The 24964-nt window shown below is 40.1% G+C and carries 15 protein-coding genes; 2 read left to right on the forward strand and 13 right to left on the reverse strand.

Translation table 11 applies throughout. The features are described 5' to 3' along the window. Positions 1-349: 349 nt before the first annotated feature. From M8998_RS08450 to M8998_RS08485, 8 genes are all read right to left on the reverse strand, one after another. Positions 350-1975 (reverse strand): RagB/SusD family nutrient uptake outer membrane protein, encoded by a 1626-nt coding sequence (locus M8998_RS08450; protein ID WP_249992133.1) that lies wholly within the window; start codon positions 1973-1975, stop codon positions 350-352. Positions 1976-1985: 10 nt separating this feature from the next. Continuing rightward, positions 1986-5132 (reverse strand): SusC/RagA family TonB-linked outer membrane protein, encoded by a 3147-nt coding sequence (locus M8998_RS08455; protein WP_249992134.1) that lies wholly within the window; start codon positions 5130-5132, stop codon positions 1986-1988. Positions 5133-5541: 409 nt separating this feature from the next. Then, the gene (locus tag M8998_RS08460; protein WP_249992135.1) at positions 5542-5721 is read right to left on the reverse strand and encodes a hypothetical protein; all 180 of its coding nucleotides are present in this window, start codon (positions 5719-5721) and stop codon (positions 5542-5544) included. 568 nt (positions 5722-6289) lie between these two features. Beyond that, a complete protein-coding gene (locus tag M8998_RS08465; protein ID WP_249992136.1) occupies positions 6290-7666 on the reverse strand; it encodes a RagB/SusD family nutrient uptake outer membrane protein in 1377 nt (458 codons plus the stop codon). 113 nt (positions 7667-7779) lie between these two features. Beyond that, positions 7780-10890, reverse strand: coding sequence for a SusC/RagA family TonB-linked outer membrane protein (locus M8998_RS08470; RefSeq protein ID WP_249992137.1), 3111 nt, complete (start codon positions 10888-10890; stop codon positions 7780-7782). A gap of 740 nt (positions 10891-11630) precedes the next feature. Beyond that, positions 11631-12089 carry a hypothetical protein gene (locus tag M8998_RS08475; RefSeq protein WP_249992138.1) on the reverse strand — a complete coding sequence of 153 codons (459 nt, stop codon included), beginning with the start codon at positions 12087-12089 and terminating at the stop codon, positions 11631-11633. 61 nt (positions 12090-12150) lie between these two features. Continuing rightward, the gene (locus M8998_RS08480; RefSeq protein WP_249992139.1) at positions 12151-13626 is read right to left on the reverse strand and encodes a SusD/RagB family nutrient-binding outer membrane lipoprotein; all 1476 of its coding nucleotides are present in this window, start codon (positions 13624-13626) and stop codon (positions 12151-12153) included. 11 nt (positions 13627-13637) lie between these two features. Next, positions 13638-16769, reverse strand: a complete 3132-nt coding sequence (locus M8998_RS08485; RefSeq protein ID WP_249992140.1) for a SusC/RagA family TonB-linked outer membrane protein — start codon at positions 16767-16769, stop codon at positions 13638-13640. A gap of 316 nt (positions 16770-17085) precedes the next feature. Between M8998_RS08485 and trmD the strand changes: the two genes are divergently transcribed. Next, positions 17086-17763 (forward strand): tRNA (guanosine(37)-N1)-methyltransferase TrmD, encoded by a 678-nt coding sequence (gene trmD, locus M8998_RS08490; protein ID WP_249992141.1) that lies wholly within the window; start codon positions 17086-17088, stop codon positions 17761-17763. A gap of 86 nt (positions 17764-17849) precedes the next feature. Here trmD and rseP read toward each other — a convergent pair whose 3' ends face one another. The 5 genes from rseP to M8998_RS08515 all read right to left on the reverse strand — a co-directional run bounded on the left by rseP (position 17850) and on the right by M8998_RS08515 (position 23813). Then, complete coding sequence (gene rseP / locus M8998_RS08495) at positions 17850-19181, reverse strand: RIP metalloprotease RseP (RefSeq protein ID WP_249992142.1); 1332 nt, start codon at positions 19179-19181, stop codon at positions 17850-17852. Between the two features lie 61 nt (positions 19182-19242). After that, complete coding sequence (locus M8998_RS08500) at positions 19243-20397, reverse strand: 1-deoxy-D-xylulose-5-phosphate reductoisomerase (RefSeq protein ID WP_249992143.1); 1155 nt, start codon at positions 20395-20397, stop codon at positions 19243-19245. A gap of 11 nt (positions 20398-20408) precedes the next feature. Beyond that, positions 20409-21197 carry a hypothetical protein gene (locus M8998_RS08505; protein WP_249992144.1) on the reverse strand — a complete coding sequence of 263 codons (789 nt, stop codon included), beginning with the start codon at positions 21195-21197 and terminating at the stop codon, positions 20409-20411. Positions 21198-21223: 26 nt separating this feature from the next. Next, positions 21224-23344 carry a S9 family peptidase gene (locus tag M8998_RS08510; protein WP_249992145.1) on the reverse strand — a complete coding sequence of 707 codons (2121 nt, stop codon included), beginning with the start codon at positions 23342-23344 and terminating at the stop codon, positions 21224-21226. Between the two features lie 127 nt (positions 23345-23471). Further along, positions 23472-23813, reverse strand: coding sequence for a DUF3276 family protein (locus M8998_RS08515; RefSeq protein ID WP_249992435.1), 342 nt, complete (start codon positions 23811-23813; stop codon positions 23472-23474). 273 nt (positions 23814-24086) lie between these two features. On the opposite strand from M8998_RS08515, the gene M8998_RS08520 reads away from it, so the two are divergent. Next, positions 24087-24956, forward strand: coding sequence for a LiaF transmembrane domain-containing protein (locus tag M8998_RS08520; protein WP_249992146.1), 870 nt, complete (start codon positions 24087-24089; stop codon positions 24954-24956). Positions 24957-24964 lie beyond the last annotated feature (8 nt).

Consider the following 24964-nt stretch of genomic DNA (forward strand, 5'->3'; position numbering starts at 1 on the left):
CTAAAACAGTTATCCATCACATTTCTGATTTTCAATAGAGATAAAGAAGTAAATATAGAAGAAACACCAATGATATCTAAAAATATGATTTTACACGAAATAACTTATCTGGCTTAGATCACTTTCATATAAAATCTATAAAAAAGATATATGCATTTTCTAGAACCATGGGATTGGATCAAGACTTTTCAAACTACTTATTACTGCGTTTAATTTTAATTCAAAAAAACTATCTTTACCTTATTGATTTAAAATATTCATTTCTTTTATAATCACTTTTCTAGAGTAATTTAAAGTTTAATAAAACAAAAACGGCCGTCCTTGTTCTAAGCTTCTTTGCTAAGGAATATTAATAGCCTGGATTTTGCTCCGCTGCCAATGTTGGATTAGATAGCACTTCACTTTCTGGGATTGGCCACAAAAACAGATTACTATTATAGGGTAATGCTACGATATTCCTTGAAATATTAGGAGGCTGCGCCAGATCAAAACTATTTTGATCATCTAAGGAGGCAAATTCAATCTTTGCAGGTATTCCATTTGTTCCATAAGTAGCATCAAGTGCTAATCGATGAATATTCGGCCATCTTCTTCCCTCTCCCGCAAATTCTATTCTCTGCTCATTCAACACAGCTTGAATGAGATCTTCTGGAGCCGTGGTTCCGAAGCTTGCTCCATTGGGCACAGAGCGATCACGCACAGCATTAAGTAAGCTAAGAGATTGTGCATTGTTGCCCAGTCTGGCATGTGCCTCACTGGCATTTAACAGTACCTCTGCATATCGTAATATTGGCGCCCAATCCGAAAATATAAGAAAGCTCCGATATTTGTTATTGTACACTAAACGATATCCACCGTCACTATTTACCTGCCTAAAATGCAATAATGTTCGGCGGAGATCATCTTCTAGCCAGTAGGAAACATTCCAAAGTATAGGGCTTGTGGATACTTGATTACGCCCTCCACTTGCTCCAGGATCGGGATTAGCTGTAGATGCTCCGAAAGTGGAAGACAGAGAATTAGTGACACCCGGATTTGCCAATCCACTCATTGCAAATGAAAAAATAGACTCCGAATTGCCACCATTATTCACAAAAGGTTCGTCTGGAGATATAGATAGCGTATATGCTCCGATAGGACTACTAAAATTTGAAGTGCCAATAGCGCCTAACTTATTTGCTTCTGCTATTACACCAGAATAGTCTTGTTGATGCAATTTAATCCTTGTTTTCAGTGCTATCGCTGCTCCGCTAGTAGCACGCGAAATACTAACTCCAACTACCGCACGTGTATTAGGCAAGTTGATTTCTGCAAAATCCAAATCGACAAGTATATTTTCATAAGCTGCCGCAACGGTGCCTCTACCTACCGTGACATTATTATCAATAGCACCATTTGAAGTAATAGCAACTGTACGATATGGAACGCCCGGTTTATTGCCATTATCATCCGCAAAAGGCCTGGAAAAGTGAAGCAAAAGCTCGTGATGAGCTAGTGCTCTGAGAAACCGAGCTTCACCTTCATAAGCTAATGCTACTTCTGCAACGATTACTCCATTTTCAACCGCTCTACGAACTCCATCAATGAATACATTTGCTTCATTAATCATTTTGTATAATTGTTCCCAATGATTTTTATTTAGTACACTTACCGTACTATGTGCACCTTCATAAGTAGTGGTAAAGCTTTGTTGTAAGTTAATCATATCTTCGCCCCTCATTTCACCTTGCTGTATAGATGCTGACCCAAATGGGAATCCCCTTCCACCTCCTCCTTCGAACTCTCCGATAGTGGCCGCTCGGTATACTCCATTGATCGCCAACTCAATATTTCCAGGTGTGTCAAATGCAACCTCTTCTGAGAGGTTATCCAATGGTTGAAGTTCAATAAATTGGCTACATCCACTCAATATCGAGAATGCGATGATCAAAGGCAATAATACACTACTTTGTTTTGTTATATATTTATGAATCATGTTTTTATATTTAAAATCCGACATTCAATCCAAACGTATAAGTTCTAGGAATTGGGTTAGCGCTAAAGTCTAAACCATATTGGATATTGCGACTTTGTACGTCATCTGCTAAGAAGTTAGCTCCGTTAAGATTAGATAGTTCTGGATCCAAACCTTTGTAATTGGTGATAACAAATGCATTTTGTACTTGTGCAAATATCCTCAGACTATTAAATCGTATACTCGATAAAAACTCCGGAGTGAAGTTGTATCCGACCGAGATATTTTGAGCACGTATGAAGTTGCCATTTTCTAAAAATCGGCTGTTAAGGTTTCCCGCTTGTAATGCATAATTATCGGAGTTGAAGTATAGCGTCGGTACATCGGTAATCTGGCCTGGTGTCGTCCAGCGATCCAATAACTCTCTACCTGCACCAGCAAATCCTTGTTGGTTGAGTGATTCTTGTCTTGTTCTGTTGTACACCATATTGCCACCCGAGAAAGTCAAGAAGATATTGGCATCAAAATTTCGATAACTAAAGGTGTTGTTAAGACCTCCATACCACGTTGGGAGAGATCCGCCAAGCACGCGCTTATCGGCGAGTGTAAGCCCATCGGTAACTTGCGATTCATCAGCACCATTTTCGGGATTATATACACTCCAAGCCCCATTATTACCAAATGCACGCTGTACAATGGTACCATCAGCTTTCTCAAACAACGGGTTTCCATTTGCGGAGTTTACTCCATGACTTACATACCCAAAGAAGGAACCGAAAGCTTCTCCTTCTCTCACAGTGTGGAAAAGATAGTTGATGGGTTGGTTATCCACCAATCTTTGTACTCTATTTTTCAGAAATGTTATGTTAAAATTGGTCCTCCAGATAAAGTTAGCTTGATCAATGTTGGTGGAATTAATCGCAAATTCAAAACCCTTATTATACATTGCTCCGATATTTCTATTGATTTGATTGGACGGAACACCTAATGAAGGCGGTGTCGGAGCTGCCAAGATGAGATTATCGATATTATTATTGAAATAATCAGCCACGACTGATAGTCTATTATTGAAAAAGCTAACGTCTATTCCTACATCCATCTTTTGGCTGGTCTCGAATCGTAAATCAGGATTAGCGATCTGGGCATAGCGAATTCCATTGGCGGTACCATAAATAGTTCCGGCAAAAACTCCGGCAAAAGGATAATTTCCAATTTCCGTATTCCCTACCTTTGCCCAGCTACCGCGAATTTTTAAATCGCTGATAAATGATGAGCTAAAGAAATCTTCTTCGGAGATATTCCATCCCAATGATGCTCCTGGCAGGGTAGCCGACTGATTGCCAAATGGCAAAGCAGACAATCGATCATTCCTTAAAGTAGCGCTGATCAAATAGCGTTTTTTATAAATGTAATGTGCTCTTCCGAACAAGGATTCAAATGCATTTTGGCTCGCACTACCCGTCACGACTTGATTATTAAGAGTACCTGTAATCACATTAGCATTTTCACCGAAATAAGTAGACGATAGCCCTGTACCTGCTGCTGCAAAAAACCGTTCGGTTGTCATTTGCATTTCTTGCCCGATAACAGCATTAATATTATGATTCCCTAGTATCTTATTGTATGTCACTAAATTATGCCAATTATATCTAAATCTAGGCAAGCTATATTGTGCAACACGACCATTGACCGACCTACCATCGCCGTGCCTGGGATCGAAATACAAATAATCTTCTCCTAATAAATAATTGATCCCGATCTGTGTTCTAAAACTCAATCCATCGATAATGTTTAATTCCGCAAAGGCATTACCTGTGAGATTTAACTGTTGGTTTTGGTAAATATTATTATCGATTACAAAGGCTTGGTTAACGTTGCCTCTCACTGGTCGTGTATTCCCTCCCTGTCCTAATGTGAATTGATCATCACTCAGGTTATAAGATCCATCTGACCACCTAGCAGGGACATTTGGGAATGCAAATATAACACCTTGAATAAAACTAGAGGTACCGTTCCCGCTGGTATTTAGAGAATTATTCGTCGTATGTGACACGGAGTTGTTGACTCCAATTGTAAGCTTATCATTAAAGGTTTTTTGTTCTATTCTAGTCCGCAATGAAAAGCGTCTTAAATGATTTGGCCTAATGATACCTTCCATATCGGTATATCCCATGGATACGAAGTAATTTGTCTTATCGGTACCTCCCCCTAGTGATAGTGCATGATTTTGCTGAAATCCTGTTCGAAAAACTATATTTTGCCAATCGGTGTCGTAAAATTGATTTTCTTGACCAGGAATAGGTGTCGGGAAAGCCGATTCGGCCAAATTTGCATTTCTTAGCTTCTCGTTACTTACTTCAATAAATTCATTAGCATTTAGCAAATCAAAGCGTTTAGACGGGCTTGCTGCTGCAAACCAATTGTTATATTCCAATTTCGGAACTCCAGTTTGCCCTCGTTTGGTAGTAATCAACACAACACCATTTGCCGCTCTTGATCCATAAATTGCGGTAGAAGCTCCATCTTTTAGAATCTCCACACTAGCAATATCATTGGGGTTAATATCTACTAGTGGATTTGTTTCTGTTGAGATACCTGTATTTCTGGACATGTAAGGAACACCATCAACGACATAGAGGGGATCGGAGCTATTAGAAATAGAGTTAGTACCACGGATACGGACACGTGCTCCAGCTCCCAGCACACCACTTGGAGTCGTCGCTTGTACTCCCGCTGCTTGGCCCTGCAAAAATTTATCCAATGATGGTATGGCCTTATCCTGAAAATTTTCTCCTTTAATTTTTGATACAGATCCTGTCAGATCTGTGCGTCGAAGTGTACCATAACCTACTACTACGACTTCTGAAAGCTCGGACTCCTGCGATTTTAACGTGACATTAATCACTGATTCTTGACTGATTTCCAGATTAATACGATTAAACCCTAAGAATGAAAAAGTTAAAGTTTGTGCGTCAGCTGGCACATTGCTTAGAATGTAATATCCAAATTTATCAGTCTTGGTTGCCGCAGACGACCCATTAACTGTAACTGTTACGCCGGCTAATGGTTGGCGATCAATAGATGATGTCACATGGCCACGGATCGTTCGCTGTTGTGCATAAATACTGCCTATACACAATGCAAACATCACCAAAGATGTGAGTAGATTTCTTTTCATGTAAAATTAATGTGATAATTAATGACTTATATGTTATTATAAATTAAATTGATCACTAAATTAATTAACTATTCACAAATTAAACAACTTACATTTAAATAAGTCTAAATAAATATACTAACACAATATAATTATTACAATAAAGAAATGGTGAGTTGATTTATGAGTTCATTCCCAAGATAAGGTCGACTCAACTTTCAAAAAAAGGGGCTGTATTTTGGAATAACAGCCCGTCATGGTTTAGTTCGATTTTACTACCGTAAGTTAATCTGAACACCTATACTTTTTGCGGTTCTCACTAGGCGTTACAATCTCATTGCCCACAATTTCGAAAACCACTAAAGCGGTTGCTGCACCAGTACTTTGTCCTAGACAAGCTAAGGATTTCGACATTCAGATTGGCAAAGCTCTAATTAGCAGCCAAGGTTGCATTCGGTCCGTTAGGCAAGCGGTAATGCACGCCTTCTACCGCGGTCGAACTTTCAGCATCTATTCGAATTTCCAAGGTTTGATTGGCTGTCAAATGTTGGCCCAAAAGATTGATGCGATAAGAGATCAGCCAACATATTTCCTGAGGCAATTCACTCATTTTGACCAGATCTATATTCCATAATATCACCTAAATACTAAGATTCTCTAGATCACTAATAAAGGAAGAGATAAAAGTCTTCTACCGAGATTATTCAACCTAATGATGTACCTAGTAAGAAAACAAACTTAAATGCCCCATGGCATAGCGAAAAATTTATCAAGACGTAAAGTTCAACCTAAAACATATCTACTAGTGCAGCTTTGGCGGGTACGACCAAAATAGGATTCGAAAGAACTCTTTGTCAAACTACCTCTCATCAATTGTTTTATACATATTCTGTATTGGCCGACCTGACTGTATAAATACTAGGGTTATCTATGCTTCATTACACCACTTTCCAAGTTTATCAAAAATAACCTCGGATCTTTGCACACTCTAATCATGGATGGTAAACCCCGATATTGCTTTAATATTTTTGTCCCTTGAATACGCTGTGTGCGAGGTAAGGAAAAATTAGGTTCTAAAATTTGTGTGGTGATATTAGAAAAGAACCGAAGTTGAAATGCAAAAAAGGAGGCTATCTCTGATAAGATAGCCTCCTTGTAACTTAGAAAAAACTTTCTAATTAATCATTGTAACCATCATTCTGAACCATCAGAGGGTTTGCCTGAATCTCTGTACGTGGAATTGGCAGAACAAATCTAAAGTTGCCAGCTTGTAAAGTAGCGGCTCCAGGATTAGGTGCATCACTAGCGATTCTCGAAACTGGAAGATTTCTTCTCTTCAAATCCCAAAAACGATGGCCTTCAAATGCTAATTCTTTATAACGCTCTTGAATAATAACAGAGATTGCCTCTTCTTTCGAAGCCAGCGATACATTTGCATAATTATTAATACGCGCACTTCTCAAAGCATTTAGATCCTCTTGAGCACTGTTCCCACCGTTAATTACATTTAATTCTGCACGTGCCTCCGCTCGGATTAGATACATCTCTGCAGTCCTAAACACTTTCACATGAGCAACATTTTCGTTATTAGTGGCATAACCACTACCTCTATATTTATTAACGATTTTAGACGGCAACTGTGCGGCTGCTAAAACTGGTTCGTCAATGAAATACTGGGCGAAACGAATATCGTTAGCTGCATCAAAAGAATTCCATAGCTTATCAGTCGGAATCCAGCTCACACCATTTGGAGCAGTAAGAACGCCCCCTGGACGCGTGAATAGTCCTCTGTAATAATTCCCTATACGGTTAGCGGTAGTTCTATGCAGCTTCCACGCCACCTCGGTAGTATTAGCATCAGTCCAGATATCTCCAAATTCAGTCTTAGTAGCCAAAGGTAAAGCCGAGATATATTCCGTACTAAAAGTAACTGCTTCATTCCAATTTCTAGTGTATAAAGCAACACGAGCCTGTAGTCCTGATACAGCAATTCCATTTGTTCTAAATACATCGGAGTTGCTATTTGCTAGTAAGCTTTTTGCCTCCGTTAAATCCCGTGAAATTTTGGAAAAATACTCACCCATGTCTATTCTTGCCTGATTTTCTAAAGTAGACACTTCTGAATAAGGCATTGCTAAACCGTTCGGATCATAGTTTTTACAATAAAAACGGAACAACTCAAAGTGTGTATAAGCTCTAAGAAAAAGTGCCTCTCCTCTTAATTTTGCACGTAATGCTTCATCATTTTGACCTTCAGCTACGGCATTCGGCAAAGCGGACAAAACTCTGTTTACCCGATCAATGGATTGATAGTACGGTGTGATTGCCGTAAATTCATCTCTTATCCGTATATCATCGGACGCAAATAACCATTCGTGTGTGCTCTGAGCTGCGTAAAAACTACCCTGTTTCAACTCGTCACTCAACTCTCCGTTGAAAAAAATTGGCATATTAGGCAGTACAGAGTATGCAGTCATGAGTAAAGACTCATTGTTTGCAACAGTACGAAGTGCATTATCTCCACCAATAAAGTCTGTCTCTCTGATATCCAACAAGTTCTGACAAGAAAACATCAAAAATGTCGAAACCAATAGAGTGGCTGTAATTGTTTTTATCTTATATAATTTCATTTTCTTTAATCTTAATCGATTATTAATTAAACCATTACTTAGAACGTTAGGTTTACACCAAACACGATCATTCTTGGGTTTGGATATTCCACTAAACTGATGTTGTTATCATCTTCAGGATCCACACCTTGCCAAGGACTCCAAACAGCTAGGTTGTGGAATGTAGCGTAAACATTGGCTCTTTTAATGATCGAATTTCCACTTCTGGATTTGATCTCAGGAATGTTGTACCCCACCTGCAATTGACGGAATCTTAAGAACTTCGCATTTTGCAAATCTGATGACGTGAAACCACGACTCGCTCCTGGTGAATTGAAAAATTTCTCATCGCCAGGATTCATCCATTGATTGTCTAGCAATTCCCTAGACGGAGTAACGGCATTAATGTAACCCAAAGTTCCGTCGGTGATCCAGTTTCTGGTGTTGTTACTACGCACTACATCAAACTGGTAAGAGAATAGTGAGTTTACAAAAAATCCTTTGTAACCAAAATCTATATTAAATCCACCGATATGTTTTGGTAGATAAGTACCAAATGTTGCAAAGCGGCTTGCAGCGGCAGCATCAGTAACTATACTTCCATCTTCTTGTTCAAACCTAGGTCTACCGTCTGCTGGATTAGCACCCAAATATTTCGTAGTATAGTGCGACCCATATGGCAATCCTTCCCGGATTAAAAACGTCCCTAAGAAATACTCCTCAACAGTTCCCAAATCATCTATGTTATTCACATTGATAGCATGGTTGGCACCAATGTCTAACGTCAATCGGTTCTCTGGACGATCCAACACTCTAATTTTTAAATCACCTTCAATTCCTTTGTTAGACATTTGACCAGCATTCACATCCAAATTTGGGAATGCTGTGGTGCCGCTTAATGGCTGTCTTACAAATAAATCCTTAGTTACGTTTTTGTAAACGTCAATCGATAAATTCACACGACTTTCCAAAAAAGAAACATCGACACCAATATTGGCTTTGTTCACTTTCTCAATCTGGTAATTAGGATTACCAGGTGCAGTTGGTACAATACCTGGAATAGTGGATCCCGTGTAGGATCCAGTTCCGAACGCAGGCAATTGGCTGCCGGCATAATTTGGAAGTGCTAGTCCGTGAAACTGATATAGGGTTGTTGCAATAGATCCAATACTTGGAATTACCCCGTAAGATGCACGCAGATTTAAAGCGTCTAGAAACGAAACATCTTCCAAGAAAGCTTCACGATGTAAGCTCCAGTTCAAACCAGTAGACCAAGTGGTAATCTCCTTGTTCTGAGGATTTACAATTCTGGACGTACCATCACGTCTGATGTTGGCGTTGACACTAATCCTACTGTCATAAGTGTAGTTTGCTGTCGCAAAATATGAGCGAATACCATAACCAGTACTTACACTAGAGGCATTTTGCGGCATAGTAGCATTACCATCTGTCGGTAATGGAGCGGCGCCTTGACCTGTCCAAGGAAGTGTAGGGTTCAAGTTATACAAGGTAAATCCCAAACCTTTTTGATAAGTACGAATTCCCTCAAAATAGACTCCTGCATCAAACTCGTGCAAATCGTTAATAGTTTTATGATAGTTTAAACTTGTTGTGTTAATGATTTGAGCATAGTTGTACAAGTTTTCACGAGCAAAACCCTTCTGATACGTTTGCAACGAACCACTGTATGAATCTGGATTTATGTAATTTTCGCCTCTGTTACTATATGCATCTACACCTAATACATTTCTTACCGTTAAATCATCAGTAATTTTATACGCTAAGTTTAATCCTGTATTGATGGTAATGGTATTTTGCGATACGCGTGAATTCTCATTTCGCTCCAACACATTCGCTACTTGTTTCAAATTTATTGTAGAACTGCCACCTCCGCTATTTAACGTGCCGTCTGATCTATAAGGATTGTCATACGGTCTAGCTCTGTAAATCATTTGAAAAGGATTTATAGGACTATTCCCATACAAATCACCAACAGCTGTCTTCAGCTGTGAATAGCCTATCATCGTGTTCCAATCAATCGACAATCCTTTGTAATTGTGCGAAATATTTGAGCGCATGGTGTATTTATCCAAACCAGATGTTCTGTCGATACCTTCTTGTTTAAACACGCCAGTAGAAAGGAAATATTTTGTGTCTTGATTTCCACCACGAACACTGATACCGTGATCTTGACTTAAACCTGTCCTGAAAAACACGTCTCTAAGATCGGTATTGATGTTTCGGGTACTGTCTAGTTTGCGATCAATATCCGCCAATCCAGCAGCTGAAAGGTTTGCATTTCTAGGATTTTGTCTACTGTAAAACCAACCTGGTAGATTATTAGCGTATCCTGCCAAACCAAGTCGTTCTTCGTAGGCTAAAAGCTCGGATGTCGACATCAAGTTAAGACGTGAGAAATCTGGAGCCAAGGTAATACCAAACTGAGAGCTAACATTAATGTCTGTGGTACCTTCTTTACCTCTTTTCGTTTTAATAACGATAACTCCAGTACCTCCGCGAGCTCCATAAAGCGCGGCTGCATTCGCATCTTTCAATACTGTAATAGACTCAATGTCATTATTGTTTAATGCACGGAATTGATCCTGTGATACCGGAATTCCATCGAGAACGTATAGTGGTTGCACCCCAGCTCCTTGAATAGATTGAATACCGCGAATAGTAACAGAACCATTAGCCCCAGGTTGTCCGGATCCAGAATTCATCAAAAGTCCCGGTACACGGCCTTGAAGCGTTTGATTAAAAGACCCTATGGGTAAGTTTTCTGTAGCCTCTTTTCCTATTACCTTTGCAGATCCCGTGAATTTCTCTTTCGTAATATTGGCATAACCGGTAACAATAACCTCTTCTAAACTTTCGTCTAAAGATAGCTCAACATCTAATGTTGTTGTTGCGCCAACTTTTACACTGCGCCCCGTATAACCAATGTATCGAAAGTTCAGCGTAGAACCTTGAGTAGCAAGTATTGTATACGTTCCATCGCTTCTGGTTTGGGTCCCCTGACTTGTTCCGTCAACCAATACTGTGACACCACTGAGCGCCGATCCGTCAATTGCCGATGTCACCTTCCCCGTCACTGTTCGATTTTGTGCAAATACCGCTCCGGTAAGGAATGTAAAAAGCACAAAAAAACTGAGTAAATGTTTTTTCATAAGTGTGTGTGTGTTTAGTTAATAATGGCCAATAGTAGACATTAAAATTAATAATGCAAAAAAGTGTTAAATACTCATTATCGGGTATTTTTGGAACACTTATTGCATAAGTTTCAAAATCATTTTTTTGACGACACATAAATTGCATTTTCACAAGCAAAACACTCCTTTTAGTTAAAATTAAAAACTAAAAATTTATTTTAATTGATATATTTTTTTTTACTTTTTTATTAAATCTGGTGTTTATGTCACGTCAACATCGTGTTCAAACAGATAGATATTAATATAAATATATTAACACAGACACTAAATTCAACTTTTAACAAAATAGAGTCAAATAATTTAATAATTTCCTATTTGGGGAGGTGAAAAATAATCAAGGAGGAATCCAACTAGGCCTTCTAATTAAAACCACAATAAGATAACCACAAGGCAAGACTTAATTTATACTTATATATTGCTAAAACGATATTTCTAGATTTTTTAAATATAATTCGAACTTAAATTGTCATGATTTGTTCAATCATTTACCCACATCAAAATTGATAAGGCAATTTTGACGCTTGTCGACTAAAGGAAAAGTTAAAACTATAAAATCAATCTCAAGATGCCGCTTGTTTGTGTGAAGCTTCCGATGAGTGACCATAAAACAGATAGAGCTGCTTCATGAAGAAGCAGCTCTATTTAAAACGGTAGGTTAAATCCTTCCAAAGGAACGATTTACACTTGATATGTAAGAATTATTTGCGAATCCATACTCGAGTCTGAACAGGGATAATTTCCTGTCCATTATCTAATGTTACTAAAAACATGTATGCGATTTCTAACTGAGTAAGCGTTGCATTGTTAATAAAATTTTGAATTAACGTATTATTCGCAGCGCTCTTTGAACGAAATTCGTCTATCGACGTGGTAAATGTTGCTCTCGTACCGTTACCTGCGATAGGTTCCGTTAGATAAGTCGCAGCACGTACTCCTCCGGCATTGATACTAGTTGCACCAGCATGCACACGTGATATCGAAGCAATTGTTCTACCAGAAGTTTCGGGTATTGTCAGAGTGAAACTGATGTTGCCATTACTCAATGGTACAATTATATACGGATTAAATCCATGGGTAGTTGCTCCCTCAAATGTGACCGGTATCTCTGGTCTATTATCTGAATAGAATTCCGTGTAGTCCTTTTCGCATGAACTCATAAGAATTACCAAAAGAGCTGTAAGTGTTATGATTAAATTTCTCATGTTATCTCTTATGTTATTAGTTTATATCCCACCATACAGGCACATTGGACTGAGGTGCATTATCGCCTTGAGGGAAATTAGGATTTCGTTGTTGTTCTGTGAACAAATAGATCAATCTTACTGGCCTTGTTCCGTCGATACCCTGCGCATTCTGATGATCCGCCAATGTTGGATATCCTGTACGTCTCCAGTCATTCCACTGTTCTAAACCATTAGAAAACAAGGATATGTACTTCTGATTAATGATTTGCTCAATCTGCTGATCAGATGTACCGGTCAATGTCACAACAGTAGGATTGGCTGTAAAATAGGCATCAATATCGGCAGAAGCCACGCCGGCATCCTGCATTGAAGCACGAATACCTCTTTGATATAATTCAGACGCATTGCCAGCAACACCCAAACGAACTACTGCTTCTGCTAATATAAAAGCAGTCTGTGCATTAGTTAACAATCTCACTGGTCCCTCACCTCCTATACCTATCGCATAAGAATTATAAACAGAGCGACCGGCAACAGCGGGTGGCGTACCTCTAAATCCATTATCAATAGTTACATACTGACCTGTTGGACGTGTCACAAACAATGGTAAACGAGGATCATTTAGAGTTTGAAGCTTATTCACAAAACGTGTACTGATCAATAATTCATTTTGAAAAGAAGAATTACGTGTCAAGGTCCACAATGGAGCTTGACTACCAACTTGCCCTCCAAATCGAACGGCCAAATTTTGATCATTTGCATTGATGTACATATTGCGATTCATCACTTCTTGTATAACCTGTGTCGCGATTTGTGGCTCAACAGAGCTAATCTGCATCGCTAAGCGCAACATTAGTGAATTTCCTGCTCTCTTCCATTTAGCCAAGTCACCGCCATATACGATATCATCACTTCCAATGGTCAATATACTTTCACCATCCAAGTCTTCCAAACCTTCTCTAATCAGATCAAATAGACTTTGTATACCTTGAGCCTCATTTCCTAAATAGATATCCTGTTGGCTATCTAACCGTGGGCTGGTCAGCTCCATATCTCCCAACAAAGCTTCGGAGTATGGCACATTTCCCCACGCATCGGTAGCCATAGCAAAGGTAAAAGCCATCATAATCTTGCCCACGCCAGCATACACTGGACTATTTGCTTTTTCAGCTTCCTCGAGCATCTTCTTGTAGTTGATTAGCGCTCCTCCGTAGATTTCGAAGTTCCATTGATTACCAAAATCATCCCCAAATACTTCGTAAATATCATATCCTGCCGGACTACCAGACACACCTGCCGTGACACTCATAATGGTGGAAGCAAAGCGATTTAATTCATTCGAATTAGCAAAGGCTGTCCCAGAAAGGCCAACAGGCAATAACGTGGCCGCAGGCACTTCTAGTGGGTTGTTAGGGGTATCGTTTACATCTAGAAATTTATTACAAGATGTAGCGGAAAGTGCTAACGCCACGATGGACAGCTTAAATATATTGTGTTTTATAATTTTCATTTCTATTCAGATTAAAATGACGCCCGAAGGTTGAATCCATAGTTTCTTGTAGTAGGCACGCCGTTAAGATCCATGCCTTGTACATTTCCAGCGCCTTGCGTATTGACCTCTGGATCACCAGGGAATCCAGGGGCAAACATAAATAGGTTACGTCCACTAAATCCTACTGAAATCTGACCAAATGGCGAGTTTTGCAATAAGCTCTGCGGAAGGCTGTAGTTAATAGTAAGCTCTCTCAACCGATAAGATGTAGCATCGAAAACTGCCGCTTCTGAGCCGATACCACCTAAACCTTGCCAATATGATTGAGCCGATACTTGAATATCATTGGGACGGTAAGTGCCATCACCATTATCAATTACACCAGGCAGTATTCTTGGCTGCGTGCGATCCACACCTGTAATGTCTACCATCCCGCCGGAGCGCATATCTACTTGGGAGAAAGAGAAAATTTGACCGCCTTTTTGAATATCTACCAAAGCCATGAGACTGACGCCTTTATAAGTAAAGGTATTTGAAATTCCTAAAGTATAATCTTTTTGAGGATTTGAAATCACACGATTACCAATACCTGGCATAAACAAACCTGTATTTGGATTAATTAAAAGATCTCCGTTTTCATTTCTAGGAGTTTGAGCTCCAACGATTACGCCGTACGGGAATCCTTCTGCAATAGATGGTGCGATACCGATGAAGGAGTTGATACCAGGAATTACACTACTTGTCAGCTCATCACCACCAACTGGTTGATCACCAAATATCGACACCACATTGTTACGAATACGGGTAAAGTTTAAGTTAACATTCCAGCTGAAGTTAGAGTTACGAATTGGATAACCACTCAATAAAACCTCAATACCTCTGTTTGTCATCTCACCAATATTAGATGTACGTGTATTGAAACCTGATGAATTAGAAACAGCTACATCAAATATTTGACTTGAGCTACGTGTGCTGAAATAGGTAAAGTCTAAATCAATACGATTGTTAAACAATCCAAACTGTGTACCGATCTCGAAAGAAGATACAAATTCCGGTCTCAAATCTGGATTACCAATGCGACTGCCAATAGCAAACCCAGGGATACTAGAACCGCCTACATTAAGCGGAAATTGAATACTTGCCGTATTGTTACCGAATGATCCAATACTGTACAAGGTACTTAATAAATAAGGATCTGCATCACGACCTACCCGAGCAGCATTCGCTCTCAACTTCCAGTACGATAATACGTCCGAACGAAGACCTTCCCAGGCAGATGTCGGAACGAAACTCAATGAAGCCGATGGGTAAAAATAGGTGTTATTAGATGTCGGCAATGTCGAAGATTTATCCGCACGACCTGTTAACTCCAAGAATAGATAATCGTTATAACCCAAGCTTAACTGTGCGTAATGACCTATCAATCTTCTTTGAAATCTATTAGAATAAGATCCTGTAAAGACAGAAGCATTTGCAACATTGTCAAACCCAAACATAGATAGACCACTGGATACGATACCAGACTCACGGAAATCTCTGCTATTGATATTCTGCCCTAAGAGTAAAGTGGCATTCAATCCATCAAAAAATATGTCCTCTTGCTTAGCAGTGATCATCAAGTCACCATTTAGCTCTGAACGGAATCGGTTGTCTGCATCAATTGCTCCCAGGGGTGCACGTGCTGAACCATTTCTTAAAATTTGATTCCGCTGATCAAAATAAGTATCACCAGTCACCCGGTAGCTTACATTTAACCAATCTGTGAAATCGTAACCAATATTTAAATTACCGAATACACGATCTACGTCCGATTCGAAGAACTCATTCTCAACACTCCACAATGGACTATTTTGTCCAGGCAAGAAATATTGCCGCTCACCAGCTTCATTCAAAAGTGGCGTACCATTTAAATCATAAGAGACTGGAATACGGGTAATCTGACCAAAAGCACTACCTCCGTTACCCATGGTTGCACCACGTTGACTTGTTTTGGAATACGTTAATGTACCGCCGATCTTTACGCCATTATTCAACGAGCGATTACCGCCTACATTCGCAGTATGTCTATTGTACTTACTATTTGGCACCACACCATTTTGAATTGTACTGGATACGCCTGCTGTAAAGTTACTTTTCTCATCACCTCCAGCTAGATTGACCGAGTTTTGATAAAAAGCGCCGGTATTATAAAAATCACGAATGTTATTTGGGTAAGCTTGATAAGGAACTGTTAAACCAGTACCTCCCTGTACTACCTGATCTAAACTACCAAAAGCAGGTCCCCAAGAATTGGTGCTTTGGTTATTGTAGATGTTCTGGGTACCCTGTCCATACAAAGATTGAAACTTTGGTAAGTAAGCTACATTTTGAAAGTTGGCAGAAGAGTTTAAAGTTACTTCTGTTTTTCCTTGCATACCTTTACCAGTTTTAGTTGTTATCATCAAGACGCCCGCTGAAGCACGAGAACCATATAAAGCCGATGCCGCTGGTCCTTTTAATACAGAGATTGACTCGATATTATCGGGTGGAATATCGTTTAAACGGTTAGATGGCTGAGAACCAAAAAGGGTATTCTGGCTATTATCCGTATCGTTACTAAAGATAATTCCGTCTACTACAATAAGTGGTTGATTGTTTCCTCCGAATGAAGTAATACCACGAATATTGATGTTCGTAGAGGATCCCGGCTGACCAGAAGAACTGGAGATATTAACACCAGCTACTTTACCTTGCATAGAATTTAGGACATTCGTTTCAGATTTTTGCACCAAATCATCTCCTCCAACGCGTTGTGTAGCGTATCCAATGGATTTTGCTGTCCTTTGAATACCTTGAGCAGTAACTACAACTTCTTCAATAGATTCATCTTCGCCAGCAAGCTGGATGTTGATGGCGCTACGATCTCCAGTAGAGACAGTTTGCGTAGAATAGCCAATTAGTGAAAAGCGCAACATCGCGCCATTTGATACGTTAATGGAATAGTTTCCATTGCCGTCTGTTTGTGTGGAAGTAGTCGATCCAACGACTGTGACCGTCACTGCGCCCAGGGCATCTCCGCCTGACACTGCCGTCACTCTACCCGACACCGTTCGGTTTTGTGCTATTGCTGATCCAATAAAGATCGAACACAGCACAAGAAAGCTGAGTAATTTTTGCTTCATCGTGTGATTAGTGTGTATTTGTATTATTTAATAGTTAGAATTGTGCAATTATAGGAAAAATTAAATTTGTAAAAAAATGTTAAACACGTTGCTTTCTTTTCAACGTTGTTTATCAAAAAGTCAAAAACAACAATGTGGTAAGTTCCAATTGGTCATATCAGCCACTAAAGCGGCATTAGATTCAAAATTCCATTGAATGTCGGATTGAATGTTTAAATAAATTATTTTTTTATTTCTCTCAAAATCCATTACTATTTCTGTAACAAAACTTATTTTCACACCTTTTTTTACTGCATATTTGATCTACCTTTGCAACATGCGATTTGATATCATCACTGTATTACCTAGTTTACTAGACAGTCCTTTTGCACACTCTATTTTACAACGTGCACAGAAAAAAGGTTTGGCTGAGATCCACGTGCACAATCTTCGTGACTACTCCAGCAATAAACAGAAATCGGTAGATGACTATCCCTACGGAGGCGGATCGGGTATGGTGATGCAAATTGAACCTTTTGCTAACTGTATAGAGAAGTTACAGGCAGAGCGCACCTACGATGAGATTATCTACATGACGCCAGATGGTAAGACCCTAAATCAGGATATGGCCAATTCATTTTCTGCTAAAAAGAATCTGATGCTTTTGTGTGGTCACTATAAGGGGATAGACCAACGGATTCGAGATATTTTTGTAACGCAGGAAATATCTATTGGAGATTATGTATTATCAGGCGGCGAACTTCCGGCAGCTATTGTGGTAGATGCTGTAGTGCGGTTGCTCCCCGGAGTGTTATCAGACGAAACTTCCGCTCTCTCTGATTCTTTTCAAGACGGATTATTGGATGCTCCGATCTATACTCGCCCGGCCGAGTGGCGCGGACACCGGGTACCGGATATTCTATTAAGTGGCAATGAGGCGAAGATCACCACCTGGCGCCACGAGCAACAGCTGCAGCGTACCACCGAACGAAGACCAGATTTACTAGATGACTAGTAACAAAAAAGTGCCGATCTTCGATTAAGATCGGCACTTTTTTGTTACGGTAAAGATCACGCCTTCAAACAAAGGCGAACATTTGTCTACTGAGTTAGTTTAAAGATATCATTCCCGAACACGAAGATCATCAAGGCTACCAAGATAAAGAAGCCAACCATTTGTGCTCGCTCTAGAAAAGCATCACTTAATGGTTTGCCCTGAATCATCTCAACCAATAAGAAGACTACGTGCCCGCCATCTAAAGCTGGAATAGGAAGCAAATTCATAAAAGCCAGCGCCATAGAAATCAGACCAACTAAACTCCAGAAACGTGCCCAATCTACCTCGGTACCAAACATAGTTGCAATACCAACTGGACCAGATAATGCTTTGTCGGCCTTCAAATCGCCACGGAAGATTTTTCCAAAACCTTTGATGTTGTCAGTAATCACACCGAATGCCTTTTGCGAACCTATAGGTAATGCCTCCCAGAAGCCATAATTATACTTCACGAAAGGCAATGAAATTGAGTTCATATTGTATTGTATACCTAACGTCCCTTCCTCAGATACAGTTCCAGACAAAGCAAGTTCTTGACCACTTCTAAAGACACCTACTTGGACCGGTTTGTTGGCTAACGCTTTCAGCGTACTGAGCACTTCATCTTGGTAGAGAACTGCTTTATTGTTCAGACTTATAATGCTGTCACCTGCCAAGATTCCCATTTTTGCAGCGGGGTAATCTGCAACAACCTGATCGACTGCCGTAATGCGGACACGCGGCTGCACAAACTCATTCTTCTTATACTCTGCCACCATATTACCCATATCAGCTGGCATGGGTATATCTATCGTTTTCCCTCCACGCTCCACAGTAAGTAAAGCGCCGCCAAACAATACATCTGTGTTCAGCAAATCTTGGTTGAAGTGCTGAGGCACTTGCCCATTTACTTTCAAAATGCGATCACCAGGCTCAATGCCAACCGCTTTCCCAACAATACCGGGCACCACACCATCAACCAATTTTGTATTGTCAATATCCGATATTCCATAATGAAAAGTAAGCATCCAGAATACAAACACACCGACAATCACATTGACAATGATACCACCTAACATCACAATAAGACGTTGCCAAGCTGGTTTAGATCGAAATTCCCAAGGTTGCGGATCTTGCTTTAACTGCTCTGTATCCATTGACTCATCCACCATGCCGGCGATCTTCACATATCCGCCCAGTGGAAGCCATCCGATCCCGTACTCACAGCCTTTATAATTGAACTTGAATAATTTAACTCCCCAAGCATCAAAAAATAAGTAGAACTTTTCTACTTTGATACCAAATGCACGTGCAGCAAGGAAATGTCCTAACTCATGCAACACAATTAACAAAGACAGCCCTAAAAGGACTTGTCCGATCATTACTAATACTCCCATTGAAAATTTAAAATCATATTGTAACCTACTCGTAAGGCCGAATCAACATTAATAACGTATTTTAATCTAAAAAGGTATGTGCTACTCGTCTTGCTTCCTGATCACATAATAGATAATCCTCCAGCGTGGTTGTAGATTGATTTCCAATTTTAGACAAGGTGTTTGCGATTACGTCACTCATACCCAAAAATGAGATGCGATCTTGCAGAAAAGCTTCAACCACTACTTCATTTGCTGCATTTAATACACAGGGCTGATTACCTCCATTTTCCATAGCGGTAAAAGCCAGTTGCAAGTTACGAAACGTTTCCATATCCGGCTTATGAAAATCCAAACATCCGTATTTAGCAAAGTCAAATCGTTCGAAATTGTTACTTGCCCGAACGGGAAAAGTCATCGCGTATTGGATGGGTAGCTTCATATCGGGCAGCCCTAGTTGTGCTTTAATAGAGCCATCTTGAAATTGCACCATAGAATGAATGATGGATTGCGGATGTACGACCACGTCGATTTGATCAGCGTTAAGATCAAACAGCCATTTGGCTTCGATTACTTCCAGTCCTTTATTCATCAGCGAAGCTGAATCAATGGTGATTTTTGCACCCATGCTCCAGTTCGGATGTTTCAGCGCTTGTTCTTTCGTTACTTGCTCCAAGAAAGTACGGTCTTTACCTCGGAATGGGCCTCCTGAAGCCGTAAGGTAAATCTTCTCTACCGGATTCATTGCTTCTCCTACTAAACATTGGAAAATGGCCGAGTGCTCCGAATCTACAGGCAACATGCGTACGCCGTGTTCTCTGACCAAACCCATCACCAGCTCTCCTGCTACGACCAGCGTTTCTTTATTGGCCAGTGCGATATCTTTGCCGCTACAAATGGCTTTACACGTCGGTTCCAAGCCGGCTGATCCTACAATGGCATTCAGCACCAAATCTATAGCAGGATCTTGTACTACCTCTATCAACCCTTCTTTCCCGGAAAGAACGATGATATCCAAACCAGAAAGATTTGCTTTCACTTGATGTACCGCATCAGCCTGTGATACAACCACATATTTAGGCTTGTACCGTATAGCTTGTGTAACTAATAAGTCAATGTTGCGACCACCCGTAAGTACACTTACTGTAAAATAATCGGGAAATGCATCCACGACTTCTAGTGCTTGTGTGCCTATACTGCCGGTTGAGCCTAAAATGGCAATATTTTTATTCTTCAAATCGTCCAACACTAAATTAAATTATCGATCAACGAAGGATCGTCACTTCCTGCATAATTTTTCATCATATCTACATATACTACAGACATGACAACACTCACCATAGGAATCATAACAAAAGAGTTAATCACACTGAAAATTTTAGCAATCAAAAAATAATCGAAATACTCTGCACTCACCATTAATAAGTGTGTAAAGGCTACCGTAAAAACGATCATCGCTAAACGAAAAACATTACCTCGAGTGAGTGCCACGCTAAACTTATATGCTTTGAACGTCCCTGCCTGTTGTTCGATGATAAAAAATGGGTAAAATATCGTACGCAGCACGACGATAAGCATTACAATACCAGTAAGGAAAGGGTGTATCTCATTTCTTACGGTATCTATATCTATTCCTAGATATAACAGTGGAAAGCACAGTACATACATCAATAGGTAAACAAAGCCTGCTAATATAGAATACACGATTAAGCCGCCGATATATTGCGAAAACTGCCAAAATGAGGGCAGGTATTTCCAAACACCAATAGATGGCTCCTCTTTTACGAGATGAACTGCCCGCTTTAATAAGACAAGCTGCAGGCTGAAATATAAAAATACAAATAGCAGCAGCATACCTACTTTTAGTAAGTTTGCGTATCCATCAAAATAAATCGATAAAAGAGTAGAAAGGTTGGATACCAAAAACAATAACAGACACAAGCCCGCAATAGAGATATAATGCCGGCTCAAGATACCAATACTACGAGTAAAGACATCGTTAGCACGAAAAGTGCTCTCCTTTAAAAATTGTAACATAGACATAATTGACGTCTAATCGTGGGCTATTTCAGTTCTTTTGGAACTGGTTTTTCCAATAAATATTCATAATAAAAACGAACGCGTTCTTTGAAGTCATACGCTGACTTGCGACGTTCAAAACCATGTCTGCTTCCAGGATAGATCATAAACTCAAACGGTATATCCCGATCGGTCAATGCGTCTACCAATTGGATGGAGTTTTGCAAATGTACGTTATCGTCCAAGTCACCGTGCATCAAACGCAGAACACCTTTGTATCCATTCACATGCGTCAACACCGATCCATCCTTATAACCTTCAGGATTATCTTGCGGCGTATCCATCCAACGCTCGGTGTAATGCGAATCATACAATTCCCAGCTCGTAACAGGTGCACCAGCGATACCATAATCAAAATCAGAAGAACCCTTGGTCAAGGCCATACACACGACATAGCCACCATAACTGTGTCCTGTAATCAGAAGTTTGTTTTTGGCCACCCAAGGTTTGGCTTTCAGCCATTGAGCGATAGTACCATAGTCAATCAATTCCCAATGTCCCAATTTACGGTGCATCAACGCGACCCCTTCTTTTCCAAAATGACCCGAAGCGCGGTGGTCACACTCAATTTGGATAATACCTTCATTTGCCCAGTATTGCTTTGCAGTGCCTTTCCAAGTATTGCGCACGCTACCGGCATCCGGACCGCCATAGATACTCATAATAACAGGGTATTCTTTGGTTTCATCAAAGTCTGTCGGATAAGTCACAATAACAGGCAAGTCATATTGCCCATCTGCAGATGGGATGGTAAAATAAGCCGTTTTACCGATAGTATATTGGTCAAAATCTGCCGACTTGCTATCTTCCAACTCCCGAATCATTTTGCCGTTCATATCTACCAAAGCCACCTTAGTCGGCGTCTCCACATTAGAATATTCTGTGATGAAATGCTTGCCATTTGGTGATACTTTAACCCGGTGTGTATAGTTGCCAAAGGTTAAGCGTTTGAAATTCTTCCCGTTGAAATTCACTCGATACAGATCAGAGGTCGCTGAATTTTCTTTTCGAGCCGTAAAGTAGAATACTTTATTCTTCTCATCAATATGTGCGATGCTGCTTACCTGCCAGTCGCCATTAGTAAGGGCATTCACCAGCTTCCCATCTAGGTTATACAGGTAGTAATGTGCCCATCCGGTCTTATCGGATTTCAGTATATAGTGCTTGTTATCGGCTAGGTAGGTGATCCGCTCATCGTGATCTAGGTTGATCCAAGTTGGCTGCATCTCATCGTATGTGGCTACTTTGGAACCGTCTATTGGATTTACCTGATAGAATTTCAGATTTGTCTGATCCCGATTCATCCACTGTACCATAATCGATTGGCTGTTGAAGCTCCAATACGGTTGACCAAAGTACTGATCATCCTCCTCATTGAAGGCAGCCCAAACCACTGGAGAGCCCGCTACTTCTACAAACCCAACACGCACAGCAGGATTTTTGTCACCGGCTTTAGGATAACGTGTTTTCTCTACATAGCCGTGCTGCCCTGGTGATGCATAGATTGGGAACATAGGCACTTGTGAATCATCAAATCGCATAAAAGCCAAACGCTTACTATCAGGCGACCACCAAAATGCCTTGTAATTTGTAGATCGACCTAAAATCTCTTCGTAATATACCCAAGACGACCAACCGTTGTAAACGACGTCAGAACCATCCGTTGTATACCGCATTTCTTTACCAGATTCTACCTCAACTGCATATAGATCATTGTCTCTGGTGAAGGCAACAAACTTGCCGTCGGGAGATAAAGTAGGGTTCTTCTCTTCGATATCGGGCGATTGGGTAAGTTGCCGCGATTGGCCGTCAGCAAAAGTGATGACTACATCTTTTTTGTCAACCGATACTTTGGTAGATTCATCAGCAGGATAGCTATAAGCAGCTTCCGCTCCAGTTTTTACGTTTACTTTAGAAAGCACATTCTTCTCACTCACAATATAGTGATCAGCATCTGCCCAACCCCTGTACTGCCGTATTGGATTGGTGAGGGAAGCTTCTTGACCCCAGGATTGTGCATAATTTAGTTTCCGCGTTTGGGCTTCAGTTTTACCAACAGCAAGAAAACACAGCATGACTGCCGCTATCGAAGACAATTTGTACATAATGAGATTTTACGTTCTGCTACGAAAATAGAAAAAATATGGCACTGCGGTAGGCATTGCCTAAATATAGTTACACAAAAAAAGCCACACGTAGAAGGTGTGGCTATATATTTTTCAAAATCATGTCTTAAAAGGAAAAGTTTTCTTTGGTATCGCCAAAAGTGCCCGTTCTTTCGTACACACCTTCTTCCTGACCTCCCTCATACCTTTTCTCGACTACATCTTGGTTATTTTTGATATAACTTACGACATCTTGTAAACCTTCTGCAAATTTTTCAAAATCCTCTTTGTACAGGAAAATCTTGTGCTTAATGAACTGCCCATCCTCAAAACGTTTCTTACTTTCTGTAATGGTCACATAATAGTCGTTGGACCGAGTTGCTTTGACATCAAAAAAATAAGTACGTTTTCCTGCTCTCACCTTTTTTGAAAATACCTCTTCGCGTTCTTTGTTTTCAAAATCTCCCATTGGATTAGTCAATAAATTAAGTTTATGCTCTATTTTCTGTTATAAATATATAATAAATAAAATCATCAGCCCAAATTTCGTCAGAAAAAAAGTAAATAAATTTTTACATATTCGCGTTATTGAAATGACTTTGGTGAATGACAAGGTGAAATTTGTTTCACCGAGTAATAGCGCTCGTTCACCGAAAAAATTGCCTAAGATGCCTATTTCAGCTCGTTTAGCTGAATATTTCGATCTACTTTCGAATCATCAAAGGAACAAAAACACAACGTCATGAATACACAAAACACAAATAACGACAGTCGACCGCCAAAGTCAAACAACACGACAAATTTCGCTGGTGCGTTTATTATTCTATTTGGACTCGCTCTTCTCATGAAGAATATGCGTCTAGACATCTTCCCTCGCTGGATCTTTGGTTGGGAAATGATCCTGATTGTCATCGGTTTGGTAATCGGAGTTAACTCCAGGTTTCAAAAAAAATCTTCTGTCATTCTAATCGCCATCGGCTCTATTTTCTTACTAAAAGACCTAGTTGGCATGTCTTTCGGAAAGTTTTTTATCCCAGCTATGGTAATCGCGATGGGTATTTACTTAATCAAACGCAACCGCGTTGTGCCACCACTCCCACCCGAGGACCCTACTCGTCCGGATGATGAGTACGACTGGGATAAACGAGTAGATCATTTTTATACGGTAGACAACGATTACACCGCTGATAGTGGCAACCCAAAAGACACGCAACCTGTAAACGCCTCGGCGTCTACAGGTTCTGGTCCTTATGCCAATTACAGCGCACAGCACGATAGCTACCTGAAAGTAGACACGTTTTTCAGCGACACAAAAAAATCGTTGTTAACCACTAATTTCCTTGGCGGTACTATTACAAGTGTTTTTGGCAGCACTAAAGTCAACTTCTTGCAGGCCGACATCAAACAGGCTGTCGTGTTAGATACCTTCCAACTTTTTGGCAGCACCAAAATTATTATTCCACCGCATTGGCAAGTTTCGAGCAATGTGGCTTCTATCTTTGGTGAGCTGGATGATCGCAGACCAATGTTCGATATTACAACCGATAAGAACAAAAAGATTTATATCACTGGAACTTCCATTTTTGGCGGATTGACGATTAAGAATAACTGATAATAACC

The sequence above is a fragment of the Sphingobacterium sp. lm-10 genome (genome assembly GCF_023554555.1).
GTDB lineage: Bacteria > Bacteroidota > Bacteroidia > Sphingobacteriales > Sphingobacteriaceae > Sphingobacterium.

Coding starts and splice junctions, on each gene's coding strand:
- trmD (WP_249992141.1), top strand. CDS start 17,086: ATGCGATTTGATATCATCACTGTATTACCTAGTTTACTAGACAGTCCT.
- M8998_RS08505 (WP_249992144.1), bottom strand. CDS start 21,197: ATGTTACAATTTTTAAAGGAGAGCACTTTTCGTGCTAACGATGTCTTT.
- M8998_RS08515 (WP_249992435.1), bottom strand. CDS start 23,813: ATGGGAGATTTTGAAAACAAAGAACGCGAAGAGGTATTTTCAAAAAAG.
- M8998_RS08450 (WP_249992133.1), bottom strand. CDS start 1,975: ATGATTCATAAATATATAACAAAACAAAGTAGTGTATTATTGCCTTTG.
- M8998_RS08520 (WP_249992146.1), top strand. CDS start 24,087: ATGAATACACAAAACACAAATAACGACAGTCGACCGCCAAAGTCAAAC.
- rseP (WP_249992142.1), bottom strand. CDS start 19,181: ATGGGAGTATTAGTAATGATCGGACAAGTCCTTTTAGGGCTGTCTTTG.
- M8998_RS08485 (WP_249992140.1), bottom strand. CDS start 16,769: ATGAAGCAAAAATTACTCAGCTTTCTTGTGCTGTGTTCGATCTTTATT.
- M8998_RS08455 (WP_249992134.1), bottom strand. CDS start 5,132: ATGAAAAGAAATCTACTCACATCTTTGGTGATGTTTGCATTGTGTATA.
- M8998_RS08460 (WP_249992135.1), bottom strand. CDS start 5,721: ATGAGTGAATTGCCTCAGGAAATATGTTGGCTGATCTCTTATCGCATC.
- M8998_RS08480 (WP_249992139.1), bottom strand. CDS start 13,626: ATGAAAATTATAAAACACAATATATTTAAGCTGTCCATCGTGGCGTTA.
- M8998_RS08470 (WP_249992137.1), bottom strand. CDS start 10,890: ATGAAAAAACATTTACTCAGTTTTTTTGTGCTTTTTACATTCCTTACC.
- M8998_RS08475 (WP_249992138.1), bottom strand. CDS start 12,089: ATGAGTTCATGCGAAAAGGACTACACGGAATTCTATTCAGATAATAGA.
- M8998_RS08510 (WP_249992145.1), bottom strand. CDS start 23,344: ATGTACAAATTGTCTTCGATAGCGGCAGTCATGCTGTGTTTTCTTGCT.